Origin of the sequence: Nocardia sp. NPDC050175, from assembly GCF_044459885.1 — a bacterium.
Classification (GTDB): Bacteria; Actinomycetota; Actinomycetes; order Mycobacteriales; family Mycobacteriaceae; genus Nocardia.
This window is the reverse complement of the sequence record NZ_JBITJI010000004.1, coordinates 661,516-681,611: the sequence shown is the minus strand read 5'-3', so window position 1 is coordinate 681,611 and position 20,096 is coordinate 661,516. Positions and strand designations below refer to the sequence as shown.

Here is a 20,096-nt window from a genome sequence, read left to right as displayed (position 1 = left end):
AGTAACCCTACCAGGGATTATAACGATTAGATAACTGTCAACATGAGGAGCGCTCATGTTTCGTACGTGTTAGTAACCCGACGGACCAGCGTGTTCAAACATGAGGAAGGGTCATGTTTGCCATGATTCTGGTACGCACGTACATGAATACTCGGGAGTATGTGCTCCGGTGGCCGAACAAACGTGAGGATTTCCTCATGATTTTGGCTATCCTCGCCGTTATCAGGCCCCAACGCTGAGGACCACCTGCGCACCGGAGGGAGCGGCGTGTCTCGCCAGGGCGCGTCGCCAGGAGAAGGAAGTCGAATCGTCTTGACGATCAACGAGAGCACCGAGACCGGTACTGGACAGAGCGCGAAGGTCGGTGCGGCCCAGGGGGCTGGGACCCGATCGCCACTGTTGGATCGCCTGCTGAGCGGGACGCCGTACGCGCTCGCCTTCGGCGGACAGGGCGCCCAGTGGCTCGACGAACTGGAAGAGATCGGCCGCGACAGCGCGCTGGAGCCCGAATTGACCGCTTTGGTCAACGAGGCGGAAGCGCTGCTGGAACCCGTTGCGGCACAACTGCTTGTGGTCCGTCCCGTCGGCTTCGACCCGATCGGGTGGATGCTCGAGGACGAACTGGTCGACACCGACCAGGGTGAGGTGTCCGAGGCGCCGTCGGCGCTGGAGTTGCGTTCGGCCGCCGTGTCGATGCCGGGTGTGCTGCTCTCTCAGGTGGCCGCGATGCGCGCGCTGCGACTGCAGGGCCTGGATCCGACCGAACACGCGCCGGTGGCGATCGTGGGCCACTCGCAGGGCCGCCTGGCGGCGACCGCGGTGGAGTCCGGCGGGCAGCGCGACGCCGAGATCCTGGCGATCGCGCAGTTGATCGGCGCGGCCGCCGGTCTGGTGGCGCGGCGGCGTGGGCTGATGCCGGTCGGCGAGCGCTCGCCGATGGTCGCGGTGTCGAACGTCGATCCCGAGCAGCTGCGCGCCGTGGTTGCCGAGGTGGCCGAGGGCGTCGACCCGGCGGCCGCCGCGGTGGTGTCCATTCGCAACGGACGCAGGCGCGCGGTGCTGTCCGGCACGCCCGCCCAGCTGGAGCGAGTCCGTCAGCGCTGCAGTCAGATTCATGACGAGCAGTCGCGGGAACGCGATGCCAAGCTCCGTGGCGGCGCCATCTTCGCGCCGGTCTTCGAGGACGTGGCCGTCGATGTCGCGTTCCACCACCCGGCGCTGGCCGACACGGTGGATCTGGTGACCTCGTGGGCCAACCAGTGCGGGCTGGACGCGGCGCTGGCCGGTTCGCTGGCGCAGGAGATCCTGGTCGATCCGATCGACTGGGTGGAGATCGTCGACGGCGTGGTTGCCGCTGGCGCGCAATGGATTCTGGATCTCGGCCCCGGCGACCTGCTGTCCCGGGTGACCGGCGGCTCGCTGAAGGGCACCGGCGTCGGCATGGTCGCCGCCGCGACCAGGGCGGGGCAGCGCAGCCTGCTCACCCCGGGTGCCGCGCCGGAGACGGCCGCACCGTGGACGGCGTTCGCGCCGCGGCCGGTTCGGCTGCCGAACGGCCGGATCGTGGTGGAGACCGCGTTCACCAAGCTGACCGGACGTTCGCCGATTCTGCTGGCGGGCATGACACCTACCACCGTCGACGCGAAAATCGTTGCGGCGGCGGCGAATGCGGGCCACTGGGCGGAGCTGGCCGGTGGCGGCCAGGTGACCGAGCAGATCTTCGCCGATCGCGTCGCCGAGCTGAAGACACTGCTGCAGCCGGGCCGCGCGGTCCAGTTCAACTCGCTGTTCCTCGACCCGTACCTGTGGAAGCTCCAGCTGGGCGGCAAGCGACTGGTGCAGAAGGCCCGCACCGCGGGCGCGCCGTTCGACGGCGTCATCGTCACGGCGGGCATCCCGGAACTCGACGAATCCGTCGCGCTCATCAAGGAACTCACCGAGGTCGGCATCTCGCATGTCGCGTTCAAGCCGGGCACCGTCGCGCAGATCCGCGCGGTGCTGCGGATCGCCGCCGAGGTGCCGGACTACCCGGTGATCATGCACATCGAGGGCGGCCGGGCCGGCGGGCACCACTCCTGGGAAGACCTGGACGACCTGCTGCTGGAGACCTATGCCGAACTGCGCAACCACGACAACGTGGTGGTCTGCGTCGGCGGCGGTATCGGAACCCCTGAGCGCGCAACGGAATACCTGACCGGCGAGTGGGCGACCCCGCACGGCTACCCGGTGATGCCGCTGGACGGCGTGCTGGTCGGCACGGCCGCGATGGCCACGCTGGAGGCGACCACCGCGCCCGAGGTGAAGCAGCTGCTCGTCGATACCCCCGGCACCCCCGACTGGGTCGGTGCGGGTACCGCGTCCGGCGGAATGGCCTCGGGCCGTAGCCAATTGGGCGCCGACATCCACGAGATCGACAATGCCGCCTCGCGCACCGGGCGCCTGCTCGACGAGGTCGCCGGTGACGCCGACGCCGTCGCGGCCCGCCGCGCGGAGATCATCGAGGCGCTGAACGCCACGGCCAAGCCGTATTTCGGCGATGTGGCCGCGATGACCTACCTGGACTGGCTGGAGCGTTACGTCGAGCTCGCGGTCGGCCTGGACCGCCGCAAGGACTTCGACTGCGGCAGCGACATCGGTGACGCGATCACCGACGCGACCCGCTCGGTGTGGCTCGACATCACCTGGCGTGACCGTTTCGCGGAAATGATGCGGCGCACCGAATCTCGGCTGCACGCGGCCGATCGCGGCGAGATCCCGACCCTGTTCGCCAGCGATGCCGAGTTCGAGAACCCGGTCGGCGCGCTGTGCGCACTGAAGGAGCGGTACCCGGTCGCCGAGCAGACGCTGCTGCACCCGGCCGACGTCCCGTTCTTCGTCACGCTGTGCAAGACCCCGGGCAAGCCGGTCAACTTCGTGCCGGTCGTCGACGGCGACGTGCGTCGCTGGTGGCGCTCGGATTCGCTGTGGCAGGCCCATGATCCGCGCTACTCGGCCGACCAGGTGTGTGTCATCCCCGGCACCGTCGCCGTCGCGGGCATCACCCGCGTCGACGAGCCCGTCGGCGAACTGCTCGACCGGTTCGAGCAGGACACGGCGTACTCGCTGGTGCGCGCCGGTGTGGTGCCGGTAGCCATCGACGCGCGTCGCGTCGCCGGTGTCACCACCGGCCCGATCGACACGGTGATCGCCGCGCCGGACATCGAATGGTCCGGTCGCACCACCGTCAACCCGGTACACCGGCTCGGCGATCTCGCCGAATGGACCGTCGACGGCAAGGGTGCGGTGCACCCACCGAGTGGTGCCACGCTTACCGAGACCACCGGACCGGACGCCGACAACTCCTACGTCGAGCTGACCGTTCCGCTGTTGGGCGGCAAGGTGGTTCGCATCCGCGTCACAGTGCCGACCGCCACCTACAACGGCGGCGCTCCGGTCGTCACCGAGGCCGACGCGCACGAGGCGATGGGCGCGCTGCTCGCCGTCGCCGCCGGGCAGGAGCTGCCCGAGGTGAAGGGCAACATCGCCCACCTCAACATCGCGTGGTCGCCGGACCTGGTCGCCGACCATGCCGGCGTGACCGGCTCGGGTCTGCCCGCGGCACTGAGCACGCTCGGCCGTACGGTCCCCGACGTGCTGGTCGGCGCCTGCTGGCCCGCCGTGTTCGCCGTGCTCGGCGCCTCGCGTGCGGCAGATGGTGCGAGCGTTATCGAAGGCATGCTTGACCTGGTCCACCTGGACCATCAGATCGAGCTGGCGGGCGAACTGCCCAGCAGCCCAAGTGTTCTCGCGGTGCGGGCGGAGGCGGGCGAGACGCTCGACACCGACCTCGGCCGCGTCGTCGAGGTGCGCGTGCACATCGCGGGCCTGCTGGACCGGCCGGAAACCGGGCTGTCCATGCCGACCGTGGCCACCCTCACCGAGCGGTTCGCCATCCGCGGCCGCAACGGCGCGGGCGAGCTCACCGATCCGCCGCGCGCGGCGGGCACGGTGTCCGAGGAAGCCACCGACACCCCGCGCCGGCGTCGCCGCGATGTCACGGTCGTCGCGCCGCGCACCATGCACGCGTTCGCCGCGGTCTCCGGCGACCACAACCCGATCCACACCAGCGATTCCGCCGCCAAGCTGGCCGGTCTCGGCAGCCCGATCGTGCACGGCATGTGGCTCTCGGCCGCCGCCCAGCACGCGGTCTCGGCGGTCGACCCGGACAGCGCGGTCCCGGCCCGCACCGTGACGGCGTGGACCACCCGTTTCCTCGGCATGGTTCGCCCCGGCGCGGAGATCGACGTGCGCGTCGAGCGGATCGCGGTGGACGCGGGCAGCGAGATCGTCGAGGTATCTTGCCGCGCCGCAGGCGATCTGGTGATGACCGCGACCGGTCGCACGGCCGCACCGAAGACCGTCTACGCGTTCCCCGGCCAGGGCATCCAGCGCAAGGGCATGGGCCTGGACGCGCGGACCCGCTCGAAGGCCGCCAAGGCGATCTGGGACCGCGCCGACAAGCACACCCGCGACGCGCTCGGCTTCTCGATTCTCGCTGTGGTGCGGGACAACCCGACCTACCTCAAGGCGCGCGGTGTCGAACACCGGCATCCGGACGGCGTGCTGCACCTGACCCAGTTCACCCAGGTCGCCATGGCGGTCCTCGGTGTCGCCCAGGTCGCCGAGCTGCGTGAGGCCGGTGCGTTCGTCGAGGGCGCGATGCTGGCCGGCCACTCGGTCGGTGAATACAACGCGCTCGCCGCGGCCGCCGGGGTGCTGCCGCTGGAGGCGGTGCTCGAGGTGGTGTTCCAGCGTGGCTCCGCGATGCACGAGCTGGTGCCGCGGGATGCCCAGGGCCGCAGCGACTACCGGTTGGCGGCCATCCGCCCCTCGCAGATCGGGCTGCCCGACGACGAGGTGATCGACTTCGTCACCGGCATCGGCACGGCGACGGGGGAGTTCCTCGAGGTCGTCAACCTGAACCTGCGTGGTTCGCAGTACGCGATCGCAGGCACCGTCGCCGGACTCGAGGCGCTGGAGACCGAGATCGACCGGCGCCGTGCGGAATTCGGTGGCAAGCGGGCGTTCATCGTGGTGCCCGGTATCGACGTGCCGTTCCACTCCACCGTGTTGCGCAAGGGGGTGCCGGAGTTCCGGCAGAAGCTCGAGCAGCTGCTGCCCGCGGACCTGCATCCGGAAGTCCTGATCGGTCGTTACGTGCCGAACCTGGTGCCCAAGCCGTTCTCGCTGGAACGTGAATTCATCCAGGAGATCGCGGATCTGGTGCCGTCCGAGCCGCTCGCCGCGGTGCTCGCCGACTTCGAGGGTTGGTCGGCGCGACCGGTCGAGCTGTGCCGCGTCGTGCTGGTCGAACTGCTGGCGTGGCAGTTCGCCAGCCCGGTGCGCTGGATCGAGACCCAGGACCTGCTGTTCACCGACACCGCGCACGGCGGTCTCGGCGTCGAGCGTTTCGTCGAAATCGGTTTGGGCGCAACACCTACCGTGGCCAACCTGGCCACCCAGACGCTGAAGCTGCCCGCGTTCAGCGCCGCGACGGTGGAGGTGCTCAACATCGAGCGCGAGGCCGGGATCGTCTACTCGACCGATACCGATCCCGCACCGGTCGACGAACCCGCCGACGAGACCGTCGAAACCGCTTCGGCCGCAACGCCCGCCGCGGCCCCCGTGGCGGCCGCCGCACCGGTGGCCAGCTCGGGCGGACCGCGTCCGGACGACATCTCGTTCACCGCCGCCGACGCCACCCGCGTGCTGATCGCGCTGTGGACCAAGCTGCGGCTGGACCAGATCGGCCCGGTCGACACCATCGAGGGCCTGTGCGACGGCGTCTCCTCGCGCCGCAACCAGCTGCTGGTCGACCTCGGCTCCGAGCTCTCCCTCGGCGCCATCGACGGTGCCGCCGACGCGGACATGGGTGCGCTCTCGGTCACCGTCGAGCGGCTCGCCCGCACCTACAAGCCCTTCGGCTCGGTGCTCTCCGATTCCATCGGTGACCACCTGCGCAAGGTCTTCGGTCCGTCCGGCAAGCGCCCGGCCGCGATCGCCGAGCGGGTGAAGAAGGTCTGGGAGCTCGGCGACGGCTGGGCCAACCACGTCACCGCCGAGGTCTCCCTCGGCACTCGCGAAGGCGCCAGCGTCCGCGGTGGCGACCTCGGCGGGCTGGTCTCCGGCGCGCTGGGCGACGCCGCCTCGGTCGACGCGGCCATCGACACCGCTGTGCAGGCCGTCGCGGCCCGCCGCGGCGTCGCGGTCTCGCTGCCCTCCGCGGGTGGTGGCGGCGGTGGCACCGTCGACGCGGCCGCACTCGGTGAATTCACCGAGCAGATCACCGGTCGCGACGGCGTGCTCGCCACCGCGGCCAGGGTCGTGCTCGAACAGCTCGGCCTGGCCGAGCAGGTGTCCGCACCGGAGGCGACCGATAACTCCCTCGTCGACCTGGTCTCGGCCGAATTGGGTTCGGACTGGCCGCGTTTGGTCGCGCCCGCCTTCGACCCCCGCAAGGCCGTACTGCTCGACGACCGGTGGGCCACGGCCCGCGAGGATCTGGCCCGGCTCTGGCTCGGCGACGACGCCGAGACCGCGGAACTGCCGGTGGCCGGCTACCTCGGTGCGGGCGAAGCCGTTGCCGCGCAGGCCAACTGGTGGCGCGAGCGGGCCAAGCACGAGGCGCGTTCGGTGCTGGCCGGTGTATACGAGCGCATCGCCCAGGCCGCGCTGAGCAGCGACGACCGCGGCATCTGGTCCGCGGATATCGCGGTGATCACCGGTGCCAGTAAGGGTTCCATCGCGGCGGCGGTCACCGGGCGGCTGCTCGGCGGCGGCGCGACCGTGGTGGTCACCACGTCGAGCCTCAACGACGATCGCCTGAGCTTCTACCGGAAGCTGTACCGGGACAACGCCCGCCACGGTGCCGCCCTCTGGGTGGTCCCCGCGAACATGGCGTCGTACCAGGACATCGACGCGCTGATCGAGTGGGTCGGCACCGAACAGGTCGACAACGCCGGTGGCGCGAAGGTCAAGACCAAGGACGCGATGACGCCGACCATGCTGCTGCCGTTCGCGGCGCCGCGGGTGGCCGGTGACCTCGCCGACGCGGGTGCCCGCGCGGAAATGGAAATGCGCGTGCTGCTCTGGTCGGTGGAGCGGCTGATCGGTGGCCTGTCCACCGTCGGCGCCGATCACGACGTCGACGCGAAACTGCATGTGGTGCTGCCGGGTTCGCCCAACCGCGGCCTCTTCGGCGGCGACGGCGCCTACGGCGAGTCGAAGGCCGCGCTCGACGCGGTGGTCGCCAAGTGGCGGGCCGAGAAGTCGTGGTCGACCCGGGTCACCCTGGTGCACGCGATGATCGGCTGGGTGCGTGGCACCGGGCTGATGGGCCACAACGACCCGATGGTCGCCGCGGTCGAGAAGGCGGGCGTGACCACCTGGTCCACCACCGAGATGGCCGACGAGCTGCTCAAGTGGTGCACCTCGCGTGCGCGCCAGGTCACCGCGACCGGCCCGCAGCAGATCGACCTGACCGGCGGATTGGCCAGGGCCAAGCTCGATCTGCCCGCGTTGGCCAAGCAGGCAGCGGAAGATGCTGCCGCCGAGGAGATCCTGGAAGACGATGCGGCGGTGACGATTTCGGCGCTGCCCGCCCCGCCGACCCTGTCCTCCGTGCTGCCGGTGCCCGAATGGGGCACCGTCACCACCGATCTCGCCGACATGATCGTGATCGTCGGCGCCGGTGAGCTCGGCCCGTACGGCTCGGCGCGCACCCGGTTCGAGATGGAGGTCGAAGACCAGCTCTCGGCCGCGGGCGTGCTCGAGCTCGCCTGGACCACCGGCCTGGTCACCTGGGAGAACGATCCCAAGCCCGGCTGGTACGACGCCGAATCCGGTGACTACGTCCCCGAAGCCGAGCTGGCCGACAAGTACCACGACGCGGTGGTCGCCCGCTGCGGCGTGCGCCGCTACGGCGACGACGGCGCCATGGTCGCCGGCGCAGACGGGAATGTCACAGCACCGCTGATGACGTCGGTGTTCCTCGATCAGGACCTGACGTTCACCGTCGGCGGCGAGGCCGAGGCCCGTGCCTTCCACGCGGCCGACCCCGAGCACACGGTCATTGTGCCGGTGGCGGATTCGGCCGACTGGACGGTGACGCGCAAGGCGGGCACCGAGATTCGGGTGCCGCGCCGGGCCAAGCTGTCGCGCACCGTCGGCGGCCAGATCCCGACCGGCTGGGATCCGACCATCTGGGGCATCTCCGCGGAGATGGCGAATTCGGTTGACCGCGTTGCCCTCTGGAACGTGGTCTGCACGGTGGACGCGTTCGTCAGCTCCGGCTTCAGTCCGGCCGAGCTGATGAGCTGGGTGCACCCGAGCCTGGTCGCCAACACCCAGGGCACCGGCATGGGCGGCATGTCCTCGATGCGCTCGCTCTACGTCGACAACCTGCTCGGCGAGTCGCGGGCCAACGACATCCTGCAGGAGGCGCTGCCGAACGTGGCGCTTGCGCACGTGGTGCAGTCCTACGTCGGCAGCTACGGCGCGATGGTGCATCCGGTGGCGGCCTGCGCCACCGCCGCGGTGTCGGTGGAAGAGGGCGTCGACAAGATCCGTCTCGGCAAGGCCGAGCTGGTCGTGGCCGGCGGCTTCGACGATCTCGGCATCGAGGGCATCGTCGGCTTCGGCGACATGTCGGCCACCGCGGACTCGGCGGCGATGAGCGCCAAGGGCATCAGCGACCGGTACTTCTCCCGCGCCAACGACCGCCGTCGCGGCGGGTTCGTGGAATCGCAGGGCGGCGGCACCGTGCTGCTGGCCCGCGGTGATGTGGCGGTGGAGATGGGCCTGCCGGTGCTCGGCGTGGTCGCCTTCGCCCAGTCCTTCGCCGACGGCGTGCACACCTCCATCCCGGCGCCCGGTCTCGGCGCGCTCGGTGCGGGGCGTGGCGGGCGCGAATCCCGGTTCGCGGCCGAGCTGCGCAAGCTCGGGGTCGGGCCGGACGACATCGCGGTCGTCTCGAAGCACGACACGTCAACGGCGGCCAACGATCCGAACGAGTCCGAGCTGCACACCCGGCTGGCCACAGCCATCGGCCGCTCCGACGGCGCGCCGCTGTTCGTCGTCTCGCAGAAGAGCCTGACCGGACACGCCAAGGGCGGCGCGGCCGCGTTCCAGCTGATCGGCCTGTGCCAGGTGCTGGAAAACGGTGTGGTGCCGCCGAACCGGAGCCTGGACTGTGTCGACGAGAAGATGCAGGCCTACCCGCACCTGGTGTGGGCGCGCGAGCCGCTGCGCTTCGGCGAGAAGTTCGCGCTGAAGGCCGGCCTGCTGACCTCGCTCGGCTTCGGGCACGTCAACGGCCTGCTCGCGGTGGTGCATCCGGAGGCGTTCATCCAGGCGATCGACCCGGAGCGGCGCGCGGCCTACCAGGAGCGGGCGCAGCAGCGTCAGCTCGCCGGGCGGCAGCGGTTCACCGAGGCGATGTGCGGCGGGGCGCCGCTGTACGAGCGGCCTGCGGACCGTCGGATGGGCGGTGACGGCACGCCTGCCAAGCAGGCGCGTCAGCTGGAAGCGGATGTGTTGCTGTCGGCCGAGGCTCGCCTCGGTGGCGACGGCGCCTACCGGGCCGACGGCTTCGGTTGCGGCGCAGGCCACATTGCGGACAGTTCACGCACCGACCGCCAGACCAGGTCGTAGGCTCCCGGCCTATGACGATCCTCGGTATCGGCCTGGACTTGGTGACCATCTCCGAGTTCGCCGAACAGCTCGAACGCGCCGGAACAACCATGCTCCGAGAGAGTTTCACCGCGGGCGAGCGACGCTACTGTCAGAGCAAGGGGACCGATCCGGCGCGCAGCTACGCGGTGCGCTGGGCGGCGAAGGAAGCGGTGATCAAGGCTTGGGCCGCATCACGTTTCGCTCGCCGCCCGCAGATCGGCGACAATCCCTACCCGCTGATCGAGGTGGTCAACGACGCATGGGGCAGGCCGAGCATCAAGCTGCACGGCCTGGCCGCCGAATTCCTGCCGCGCGCAAGGGTTCACCTGTCGTTGACGCACGACGGTGACACGGCCGCCGCCATGGTGGTGCTGGAAGATCCGGGCGAGCTGGTCGACCTGATCGAGGGCCGCGAAGGGTAAGGCGGACAGTCACTCTCGGTGGGCGCGCCGCAGCCGCCTGCGCTGCAGCGCCCACCAGGCTTCCAGGGCGCGGTCGGGATCGGCGAGATCGATCCCGACCAGCTCCTGGTAGCGGCGCAGCCGGTAGCGCACCGTGTTGGTGTGCAGCTGCATCTCCTCGGCGACGTGATCCACCCGCATGCCGTTGCTCAGATACTGCTGGGCGGTGTCGAGTAGCGCTGTGGCGCCGTCACTTTCGCCGAGCGGCGTGATGTAGCGATGGAACAGTTCCTCGCCGACTTCGGTGTCGGCCAATACCGCGGGCAGCAGGCCGAGATCGGCGAGCTCGTGCACGCCGGTCATGTCGAAGGCATCGGCGGTCGCCATCGCGCGGGTGGCGCGGCGGAAGGACGGCTCCATCCGGTCCAGCCGGGCGGCCGGGCCGATGCCGACCGCCGTCTCGATATCGGTCGAGGGGGCGGCATCGACGATGCCTGCGACGTCGCCGTCGATGACCGCGAGCAGCCCGTGCGGCCGGTCGCCGCCGACCGGCTCGAGCAGCTTGGCCAGCGGGTCGGCGGCCAGGTCGGCGCTCGGCCTGGCCCGGATCGCGTGGAATTCCCGGTAGGAATCCAAGCCGTAGCGTTCTACCTGCAGCCGGATCTCGCCGGGGCCGAGCGTGCCGAACAGGATGCCGCGGACCAGGTCGGTGCGGTGCTGCTGGTCGTGGCGGGTCTGCTGGAATTCGGCGTCGAGGTGGCCGCGGGCCACCGCCAGAATCGCCGTATCGGTCAGCGCGAGTATGTCATTGGTCAGTTCCAGCAGCTGACCATCCGACAAACCGAGGCGGCGGCCCGTCGTGACCACCTCATCCACCGCGATCCGGACCGCGAGCCGCCAGCCGCGCAACATCTCGGTCACCGGAATCCCTTGGCGGCCACGGGTTTCGCCGTGCGCGGTGAAGACGGCCAGCTCACTGTCGGTCAGGTCGCGCTCCGCGGCAAGGGTCCGTAACAACTGCTGGACGGTGCGCACCGCGTCCGGTAGCAATACGGTCGGATCGATCCGCGCGTAGGTCGGTATCTCGGCGCGCATCTTGTCGATCGTTTTCGCGGTCAGTTCGGTGGCGTGCGAGAACAACCGAGCCAATAGGGCACGGCGATCCGCGGGTGGTGGACGGCTGACCATTACTGTGCAGGGTAGTCCCGATTGGACTCAGCAACAAAGGATGGTGGGCAACTTCGACGGTTGCACCATAGTCAGCTGGTGTTTATCGCGTAATACTGAAGAGTCGGCAATGATGCCACGTGGTGCGGTTGTATTTTCGGACAAACGCGGCGGTCGTTGTCGAACAGCGCAGGCGGATCGAGGTTGTGCTCGATCGGACGACGAAGGGGTTGTCGATGACCGGATGGAATCGCATCGAACGTGGCGAAGGACGGCCACTGGTGCTGCTGCACGGTGGCGGCGCGTCGGCACGGTGTTGGCTGCCCGTGCTCGACCGGCTGAGCGTGGATCGGCGCGCAATCGCACTGGATTTCCCCGGCTTCGGGCGCACCCCGGCCCCGGGGCGCGAGGTGCACGTCAGCATGGACTGGATCGTCGACGGACTGGCCGCCGAGCTGCAGCGGCTCGGGATCGACGCACCGGTCGATCTGGTCGGCAACTCCATGGGCGGCCTGATCGGCCTCGAGGCGACCAAGCGCGGCCTGGCCAGTTCGTTCGTCGGCCTCGCTCCGGTCGCGTTGTGGCACAAGCAGATGCCGCTGGCGCTGCGGGCGCAGTTCCAGGTCGGTCTCGCCGGCGCGCTGCTGACGCGGACACCGGCGGCATCGGTGATCGGCCGGGCCAGGTCCGTCGTCCTGTGGCCCGCCGTCGGTCACCCCGAGCGGATGACGGCCGCCGAGGCCATCGGCGTCGCACGCGATCTCGACCGATCCGGACCGACGCTGCGCCGCGCGCTGAAGATCGCGAAGAAGCTGCGTTTCGAGGGCGGGCAGGGCATCACCGTGCCGGTCACCATCGCGTTCGGCACGCTGGACCGGATGCTGCCGCCGAGTACCTCTCAGGTCCGCGATCAGCTGCCGGCGCACACCAAGTGGGTCACGCTGCCCGACTGCGGCCACATGCCCATGTGGGACAACCCGGAACTGGTCGCGAACACTATTCTGGACGGCGTCTCGGCTACCCGATCGTCGGGGGAGCAGACCGCCTAGCGCCCACTCGCCGAGCGCGACTCCTTCTCCGCGACCAGCAGATACGCGACCATTAGCCGCTTGAGTTCGGACACCGCCTCGGCGTTGCTCTGCTCGTCCTGGACGGAGAAGTTCAGCATCGAATAGACGACATGCACGAGCACCTCGGCCATCATGGTGCGCCGCGGCCGCGGGGTGCGCGGCGTGAGCGGGCGTAGCATCTGCGCGACGACCTCGGCGAACTCCTTCTCGTGGATAGCGCCCGTCGCCCGCGTCGACGGCGTGGACTGCATGGCGAGCCACACCTCGCGCCGGGACGGGTCGGTCATCCACAGGTTCGCCATATGGTCGACGAACTGGTTCATGTGCCGCAGCCAGTCCAGCGACGGGATCTCGCCGTGGAAATCGGCGAGTTCCCGCGAAACGGCAACGAGGTCTTGCCGATTCAGTTCACAGACGATGACGTACTTGTTGGCGAAGAACTGGTAGAGCGTGCCGATCGGAACCTCGGCGCGTGCCGCCACTTCCTCACAGGTGAACGACTCGAACCCCACCTCGACGAGTAGTTCCCTTGACGCCTGCAACAGCGCGTCGAACTTCCTTTTGCTGCGTTCCTGCGTCGGCCGTCGCCGCGGCATGAGCTCCTGTGGGTCGTCCTGCAGCTCCAACGCAGGGTCCAGCCGTTGCTTCGACCTGGCCTCCGCGCGTACTTCCACGTATCCAGGCTAACGGTACGGACACACACACGACACGCGCACGGCTACTGCGTGTTCATCTTCTGTCCGAATTCACCACCCATCCAGATCGAATCTGGCACCGAACACATACCGAGCGCGCGTGGCTTCTGACGCGCGAACGGACCAGGAAGGCGCGACCAGTGGTAGCTCGATCAGTGGTAACTCTCGGCGTTTCCACCGAACGCGGCGCCGTGCACGCGGTAGCTTTCGCCGACATCGGCGCCCGGCTACCCGAGCGCGTGCTGTTGCATCGGGTGAAACGGACGCCAGGCGACACCAAGGCGGACTTGGCCGAAGCGGTCGAGCTGGCGATGGACGAACTCGCCACCGAACTCGGCCCGGACCATGAGATCGCCGGTGCCGCGGTCGCCTACCGGGACGCCGCCGAGCGGCGTGCCATCGTCACCCGCTTGGCGACCGGCCGGTGGCACACCGCCTCCCTGGTGTCGTCCAAGTCGGCCCATCTCAGCGTGGCCGGAATGATGACCTGGCTCGACGAATTCGACGACCTGCTGATCTGCGAGGTGGTGCCCGGGTATCAGGCGTTCACCCTGATCGATCGCGACCGTCGCAAGATTCTCGCCTCGACCAGCCAGGCGGGCGGCTCGACCGCGGAGTCGATGGGTGCGGCGGTGACGGCGGCCTGGGATCAGTTCGAGGCGGCGGCGGTCCGGCCGGACGCGGTGGTGCTGATCGGCTCGGCCGCGGGCAAGCCCGCGGTGGTCGCGGCGGTGGACGCCTTCGGCGCGCCGGTGATCCCCTGCAAGACCTCGGCCGCCGCGTCCGCGGCCGGTGCCGCGCTGTACGCCATGGCCGACGTGGACGGCGTCGGCGAGACCGAAGAGCGGGTGCGCCGGGTGCGTGGCGGTGCCGCGGTGGTCGCGGCGGCCAGCGTGCTCGCGGGCGGGCTGGTGGTCGGTGGTGTGTACGCGGCGGGCGGTTCGGCGCGGACGCTGCCGGGTGCGGCTCTCAAAGACGCGCACGTCACCGCGGAGTCGAAGGTTGTTCGGGGCGACTCGAGTGTCAAGCCGGATCAAGTGCGCAACGATCCGCGCGGTGTCGACGGCCCGGTGGTGGACCGCCGCGCTCCGGTCGCCGTGTCGGACTCGGAGATATCGATCGTCACCATCGATCCTGCCGACGCCAAGCCGGAGTACTCCGTGCAGCGGTGGGGCAGCCAGCAGGATCGGCCGGAGTCGCTGGTGCCCGCCGAACCCGCGCACGAGGCCGAGACGAATGCCTCGTCCTCGCTACTGTCCGGCTCGGGTATCCCGGCGGCGACCAACAAGGTCGGCGCACCGAACGGCGCTTTGCTGTTCCCCGGCGAGACGGCGCCGCCGGAGGCCTTCACCACCGCGTCGTACACCTGGTGGGACAACCACTTCCGCATGATGCTGCAGTGGGCGGCCCAGCAGATCATGCCTGCCTGAGCGGGAACCCCCTGCGGGGTCAGGCCCGGCGCTCCCCTCTGGCGCCGGGCCTGACCTTGTTTGCTCGATCAGGTCAGTCTCGTGTCCTGCGCCGGAACAGCACGCCCGCGGCGAGATATCCCGCCAGTGCGATCCCGCCGCACCACAGCACCGCCAGCAGCGCGCTGTTGCCGATCGGGGTGCCCATCAGCAGGCCGCGCATGGTCTCGATCACCGGTGTGACCGGCTGGTTCTCGGCGAACCAGTGCAATGCGCTCGGCATCGACTCGGTCGGGACGAACGCACTGCTCACGTAGGGCAGGAACATGAAGAAGAACAGGCACAGATTCGCCGCTTCGGGATTCTGCACCAGCAGTCCGAACGCGGCCGCGAGCCAGGACATCGCGAGCACGAACATCGCGATGATGCCGTAGGCGGCCAGCCAGCGCAGCGGGTCGCCGGTCGGTCGGAAGCCGATCGCGACGGCAACCAGGATCACCACGGTGGTGGTGATCAGGTTGCGCAGCAGGCTCTCCGCCACATGCCCGGTCAGCACCGACGACCGGGCGATGGCCATGCTGCGGAAGCGATCGATGATGCCGTTGGTCAGATCGGTGGCCAGGCTCACCGCCGTTGTCGCCGAACCGAATCCGGCACACAGCAGGATGATGCCGGGCACCACGTAGTCGATGTACGCGCCGTTGACGTTCATCGCGCCGCCGAACACGTACACGAACATCAACAGGATCAGCACCGGCAACATGATGGACGAGAGCATGGTGTCCGGACTGCGGAGCGTGTGGCGCAGGTTGCGGCTCAACATGGTGGCCGAATCCTGCACGGCCAGGCGGGAGTTGGTGATCGCGATGGTCACAGCGCCGCTGCTTTCTGCGTGGTGGGGTGCCCGGTGAGCGCGAAGAACACGTCATCGAGGTCGGGGGTGTGGATGGCGAGCTGGTCGATGGTGATCGCCTGATCGTCGAACTGATCCAGCAGCTGCTTGAGGGTGCCGACGCTGCCGTCCGAGGGGACCAGCAGCATCAGCTGCTCGGCGTCGATCTCGGCGTCGGGTATGGACAGGGCCGCAGCGGCCAGCCCTTGCTGATCGGCGAACCGCAGCTGGATGTGCCCGCCGGGGGCGAGCTGCTTCAAATCGCCCGGCGTGCCCTCGGCGACGATCTTGCCGTGGTGCAGCACCGCGATCCGATCGGCGAGTTGATCGGCCTCCTCCAGGTATTGCGTGGTGAGGAAGATCGTCACGCCGTCGGCCACCAGGTTCCGGATCACCTGCCAGAGTTCGCGGCGGCTGCGCGGATCGAGTCCGGTGGTCGGTTCGTCGAGGAAGATGATCCGCGGTGTACCCATCAGGCTCATGGCCAGATCGAGCCGTCGGCGCATGCCGCCGGAGTAGGTCGCGACGCGTGCATCGCCGGCCTCGGTGAGTTCGAATTGCCCGAGCAGTCGCGCGGTGCGGCGGGCGATTTCCGGCTTGTCCAGGTGCAGCAGCCGACCCATCAGCCGCAGATTCTCCGCACCGGTCAGGACGTCGTCCACCGCCGAGTACTGCCCGGTGACGCCGATGATGCGGCGGACCGCGTCGGGTTCGTGCGCGAGATCGTGGCCGCCCACCCGGATCTCGCCGCGGTCGGCGTCGGCCAAGGTGGCCAGAATGCGGACCATGGTCGTCTTACCCGCCCCGTTCGGGCCGAGTAGCGAAAAGACCGTTCCCGCTGCGACTTCCAGGTCGATTCCGGCCAGCACCGTCTGGTCCCCGAAGGTTTTCGTCAACCCGCTGATGCTGACGGCTGGGATGGATGGGACTGTCATGGGGTTCCTCGCATCGAAACTGTGTATGAGCTAAACTTTGTTTAAACGGTACACAGTTTTCGGCGCGCGGCAAGAGGCAATCGAGAAGAGGGGTCGAAAGTGGTGGACACGCCGGCGGCGGACAGCGGCACATCGGCGACAGCCAAGTCCTTCGCGCTGATGTGGGGCCTGGCCGAGCCGGGAACTCGCGGGCCGAAGCGCGGGCTGAGTCTGGATCAGGTGATCGACGCGGCGATCGAGGTGGCCGATGCCGAAGGGGTCACGGCACTGTCGATGAGCCGGGTGGCCAAGCAGCTCGGCTTCACCGCGATGTCGCTCTACCGGTACGTCGACAGCAAGGACACCCTGCTCACTCTGGTGTCGGATCGGGCGATCGGGCTACCGCCGGAGCTGCCCGCCGACGTCGGCTGGCGGGCCGGGATCGAGGCGTGGGCGTGGGGCGTGGCCGGGTCGATGCGCCGGCATCCCTGGTACCTGGATCTGCCGTTGGGCGCGCCCCCGATGGGGCCGTGCAATATGGCCTGGCTGGACGCGGGCCTGGCCCTGTTCGCCGAGACCGCCGTGCCCGAGCCGGTCAAACTGCAACTCGTACTGAATGTTTCGTTGTACGTGATCGGCCGGATGCGCGTCGCCAAGGAGATGGCCGACGGCGGCGAGACCGACGAGTACCCGGCCCTGTTGAGCCAGGTACTCGACCCGCAGCGTTTCCCCGCACTCACCCGCGCCTTGTCCGCCCAGGCCTTCGATGACGACGACGTGGATTGGGACGACGCCGACCTCCGCTTCGGCCTGGACCGCCTGCTCGACGGCTACGAGCAGTTCCTCCACGCGTACGAGGAGAAGTCCTAGACGGTTTTCGAGACGAGCGTGACACTCCCATCCGGAGTTGTCTCTGGTTCGAATACGTGGGGATACGGTGAACCGGATCAGCTGGTCCACCTTCGACGGATGGGATCGCATGCGCCTTGATCGTGCTCGAACCGCCGGTTTACTCGCCGCTGCTGTTCTGACAGCAGGCGCATGGGTAGCCGCCGCTCCAACGGCCTACGCCAGTCCCCAAGAAGTAGAAACCTGTCTTCAGGGGTCGGCCACATACGACATCTTCAAGGACTGCTACGGCAAGAAACATAACGACCCAAAGGCGTCCAACGAGAGGAAGAAGAAGGAGTGCGAGGATCGCGGACCCCTCTGGAGGTGGTCCGGAAACAGGTGTGAGAGCGAATGATCTCGCGCTGAAAGCCGGTCAGGCCCCGGTAAACCGGGGCCTGACTCGCCGCTGCGCCACCTGTGTGAGCCAGCTGGATGCCCAGGCCGACGTGGAGTGGGACGACGCTGACCTGGGGTTCGGCCTCGACCCGCTACTCGACATAGACGAGCAGTTCATGCGCCCGTACGAGTGTCAGGCCTAGACCGACAGGTCGCGGCGCAGCTTGGCGACGTGGCCGGTGGCGCGCACGTTGTACTGGGCGACCTCGATCTTGCCTGCCTCGTCCACCAGGAAGGTGGAGCGGATGACGCCGGTGACGGTCTTGCCGTACATCATCTTCTCGCCGAACGCGCCCCACGCGGTGAGCACGGCCCGGTCCGGATCCGACAGCAGCGGGAAGGTGAGCTGCTCGGCGTCGCGGAACTTGGCCAGCTTGGCGGGCTTGTCCGGCGAGATGCCCAGGACGTCGATGCCCGCGCCGTCGAGGTCGCTGAGGTTGTCCCGGAAGTCGCAGGCCTCTTTGGTGCAGCCGGGCGTGCTCGCGGCGGGATAGAAATACACGATCACCTTGCGGCCGCGGTAGTCGGCGAGCGACACGTCCTTGCCGTCGGCGTCGGGCAGCGTGAAATCGGGGGCGGTGTCGCCGGGGGAGAGTCGTTGGTTGTCGGTCACGTCCTGCACCGTAACCGACGGCTCGGACATCACGGGGATAGACCGAACGACACTGTATGGACCGACAAGACCGGCACCGCGCAGCAGCCCGAAGCACTGTGCGGAAGGACAGACCCGGGGCAACTCCGCGCGGACCGATAGACTCGTCCGGGAGCTGAGGGTGACCCGCGAAGGCCGAACACGCACCGCGATTCGAGCCCTGGCGCGGCACATCAAACACAGGAGGCCTGAACGTGGCGAAGGATACCGAGCGGATCGAGCAGGAGATCGAGGCCGCGCGCACGCGGCTGGCGAGCACGCTCGACGAACTCGCGGTGCGTGCGGATCCGCAGCGGATCGCGAGCGACAGCAAGCAGATCGTGCTGCGGAAGCTGAACGAGCCCAAGGTGAAGTACAGCCTGATCGGCGCGGCGGCCCTGGTGGTCGGGCTGGTGCTGCTCAAGATCTTCCGCTGACTCGTCGCCGAGCAGCAGAACACCCGGTGTGCCTGGCACACCGGGTGTTCTTTTTTCACAGGAATCAGACTGTAGGGCAGGCGAATCCGTCGCCATCCGGATCGAGCCCCGGCTGGAACCCTGGTTGCCCACGGAAGAGCGGCTGGTTTCCGTTGAGGCGGTGCGCTTCGTCGCAATTCGCATAGCCGCCACCGGCGGAACCGGTCTGGGACAAATTGGCTGAGCCGGTCGCGGCCGAGCCGCTGTCGACGGCGGATGAGCCGGTCCCTGAGGAACCCGTGGGGGGCTGGGCCAGCGCGGTCGGTGCTGCAAGGAGGGTCAGTCCCGCGACGGCAGCGCTGAAGGTAAGCCGACGAACGTTCATGTATTCCTCTAGATAGTTGCTGCGGTGGATAGGGCGTCCGACCGGACGCCGCATCCACTGTCGTGACGCCTCGCCCGCTTGTCAACCGCATCGCCGGAGAACTAGGGCATTAGGGGATGACGTTCACTCGCCGAGACGATGGCCCGCCAAGTGCTCGGCGGGGATGTTTCCCATGCGTCCTGCCTGGTAGTCGTCCATTGCCTGGATGATTTCGGCGCGAGTATTCATAACGAACGGCCCGTATTGGACAACGGGTTCCTGAATCGGTTGTCCGCCGAGCAACAGCACCTCGAGGTCGCCGCTCCGATTGTCTTGGCGCACATCGGCACTCACCGTGATCGCGTCGCCGGGGCCGAAAACCGCCAGTTGCCCCTCGCGCAGCGGCCTGCGCTCGGCGCCGACCGTCCCGCTGCCGGACAGCACGTACACCATCGCCGTGAAGTGTTGCGGCCATGGCGTTTCCAGCTGTCCGCCCGGGCTGATCGAGGCGTGTGCGTAGGCGATCGGCGTGTAGGTCGAGCCGGGGCCGTCGAAGCCGCCGACCGTGCCCGCGATGAGGCGGACCAGTGTGCCGCCGTCGTGCGAGCTGACCAGGGTCAGTTCGCTTCCGCGCAGATCCTGGTAGCGCGGCGCGGCGAACTTGAGCGCGCGCGGCAGGTTCACCCAGAGCTGGATGCCGTGGAACCAGCCGCCGGTCGTTACTAGGTGCTCGGTCGGCAGCTCGTCGTGCAGGATGCCGGAGCCCGCGGTCATCCACTGCGTGTCGCCCTCGCCGATCACGCCACCGCCGCCGTTGGAGTCGTGGTGCACCATGGCGCCGTCCATCACGTAGGTGACGGTCTCGAAGCCGCGGTGCGGATGCCACGGCGCGCCCTTGGCCTCGTGCGGCTCGTAGGCGACCGGGCCCATCTGGTCGAGCAGGATGAACGGGTCTGCGGTACGCAGGTCCACGCTCGGGAACGGCCTGCGCACTTCGAAGCCCGCGCCCTCGCGCTGTTTCGGCGCGCTGACCACGGTGCGTACCGGGCGCTCGCGCATGGTCTCGGTGGGCTTGGGCAGGCGCGGCAGCACCATGAGGTCGGGGACGGTGATGGCTGGCATCGGAACCTCCTGGGAGG

At 68.8% G+C, this 20,096-nt stretch carries 14 protein-coding genes; 7 read left to right on the top strand and 7 right to left on the bottom strand.

Going from position 1 to position 20,096, the window contains the following annotated elements; translation table 11 throughout:
* Nucleotides 1-312: 312 nt before the first annotated feature.
* Together ACIBK2_RS17465 and ACIBK2_RS17460 are read left to right on the top strand one after the other, a co-directional pair.
* A complete protein-coding gene (locus ACIBK2_RS17465; RefSeq protein WP_396968349.1) occupies nucleotides 313-9,690 on the top strand; it encodes a fatty acid synthase subunit beta domain-containing protein in 9,378 nt (3,125 codons plus the stop codon).
* Nucleotides 9,691-9,701: 11 nt separating this feature from the next.
* On the top strand, nucleotides 9,702-10,133 hold the full coding sequence (locus ACIBK2_RS17460) for a holo-ACP synthase (protein ID WP_379285004.1): 432 nt from the start codon (nucleotides 9,702-9,704) through the stop codon (nucleotides 10,131-10,133).
* Between the two features lie 9 nt (nucleotides 10,134-10,142).
* On the opposite strand, the gene ACIBK2_RS17455 is transcribed toward ACIBK2_RS17460, so the two are convergent.
* Entirely contained in the window at nucleotides 10,143-11,300 is a 1,158-nt protein-coding gene (locus ACIBK2_RS17455; RefSeq protein WP_396968347.1) for a PucR family transcriptional regulator, read from the bottom strand.
* A gap of 215 nt (nucleotides 11,301-11,515) precedes the next feature.
* Here ACIBK2_RS17455 and ACIBK2_RS17450 point away from each other — a divergent pair, with 215 nt between their 5' ends.
* On the top strand, nucleotides 11,516-12,328 hold the full coding sequence (locus ACIBK2_RS17450) for an alpha/beta fold hydrolase (protein WP_396968345.1): 813 nt from the start codon (nucleotides 11,516-11,518) through the stop codon (nucleotides 12,326-12,328).
* Here ACIBK2_RS17450 and ACIBK2_RS17445 read toward each other — a convergent pair.
* Nucleotides 12,325-12,945 carry a TetR/AcrR family transcriptional regulator gene (locus ACIBK2_RS17445; RefSeq protein WP_223885232.1) on the bottom strand — a complete coding sequence of 207 codons (621 nt, stop codon included), beginning with the start codon at nucleotides 12,943-12,945 and terminating at the stop codon, nucleotides 12,325-12,327. The two genes, ACIBK2_RS17450 and ACIBK2_RS17445, sit on opposite strands and share 4 nt — an antisense overlap.
* Nucleotides 12,946-13,184: 239 nt before the next feature.
* Between ACIBK2_RS17445 and ACIBK2_RS17440 the strand changes: the two genes are divergently transcribed.
* A complete protein-coding gene (locus ACIBK2_RS17440) occupies nucleotides 13,185-14,474 on the top strand; it encodes a hypothetical protein (RefSeq protein ID WP_396968343.1) in 1,290 nt (429 codons plus the stop codon).
* Between the two features lie 73 nt (nucleotides 14,475-14,547).
* Here the strand turns inward: ACIBK2_RS17440 and ACIBK2_RS17435 are convergent, their stop codons facing one another.
* Both ACIBK2_RS17435 and ACIBK2_RS17430 read right to left on the bottom strand, forming a co-directional pair.
* Entirely contained in the window at nucleotides 14,548-15,276 is a 729-nt protein-coding gene (locus ACIBK2_RS17435) for an ABC transporter permease (RefSeq protein WP_396968492.1), read from the bottom strand.
* 47 nt (nucleotides 15,277-15,323) lie between these two features.
* Nucleotides 15,324-16,280, bottom strand: a complete 957-nt coding sequence (locus ACIBK2_RS17430; RefSeq protein WP_396968341.1) for an ATP-binding cassette domain-containing protein — start codon at nucleotides 16,278-16,280, stop codon at nucleotides 15,324-15,326.
* Nucleotides 16,281-16,379: 99 nt separating this feature from the next.
* Here ACIBK2_RS17430 and ACIBK2_RS17425 point away from each other — a divergent pair, with 99 nt between their 5' ends.
* Complete coding sequence (locus ACIBK2_RS17425; RefSeq protein ID WP_396968339.1) at nucleotides 16,380-17,129, top strand: TetR/AcrR family transcriptional regulator; 750 nt, start codon at nucleotides 16,380-16,382, stop codon at nucleotides 17,127-17,129.
* A 362-nt stretch (nucleotides 17,130-17,491) separates the two neighbouring features.
* Nucleotides 17,492-17,689 (top strand): hypothetical protein, encoded by a 198-nt coding sequence (locus tag ACIBK2_RS17420; RefSeq protein ID WP_396968337.1) that lies wholly within the window; start codon nucleotides 17,492-17,494, stop codon nucleotides 17,687-17,689.
* Here the strand turns inward: ACIBK2_RS17420 and bcp are convergent.
* On the bottom strand, nucleotides 17,686-18,159 hold the full coding sequence (bcp, locus tag ACIBK2_RS17415; RefSeq protein ID WP_396968335.1) for a thioredoxin-dependent thiol peroxidase: 474 nt from the start codon (nucleotides 18,157-18,159) through the stop codon (nucleotides 17,686-17,688). The two genes, ACIBK2_RS17420 and bcp, sit on opposite strands and share 4 nt — an antisense overlap.
* A gap of 233 nt (nucleotides 18,160-18,392) precedes the next feature.
* Here bcp and ACIBK2_RS17410 point away from each other — a divergent pair, with 233 nt between their 5' ends.
* On the top strand, nucleotides 18,393-18,614 hold the full coding sequence (locus ACIBK2_RS17410) for a DUF3618 domain-containing protein (RefSeq protein WP_218474887.1): 222 nt from the start codon (nucleotides 18,393-18,395) through the stop codon (nucleotides 18,612-18,614).
* Nucleotides 18,615-18,678: 64 nt separating this feature from the next.
* Here ACIBK2_RS17410 and ACIBK2_RS17405 read toward each other — a convergent pair whose 3' ends face one another.
* Both ACIBK2_RS17405 and ACIBK2_RS17400 read right to left on the bottom strand, forming a co-directional pair.
* On the bottom strand, nucleotides 18,679-18,978 hold the full coding sequence (locus ACIBK2_RS17405) for an excalibur calcium-binding domain-containing protein (RefSeq protein WP_396968333.1): 300 nt from the start codon (nucleotides 18,976-18,978) through the stop codon (nucleotides 18,679-18,681).
* Nucleotides 18,979-19,101: 123 nt separating this feature from the next.
* Nucleotides 19,102-20,079, bottom strand: a complete 978-nt coding sequence (locus ACIBK2_RS17400; protein WP_396968331.1) for a pirin family protein — start codon at nucleotides 20,077-20,079, stop codon at nucleotides 19,102-19,104.
* Nucleotides 20,080-20,096: the final 17 nt, after the last annotated feature.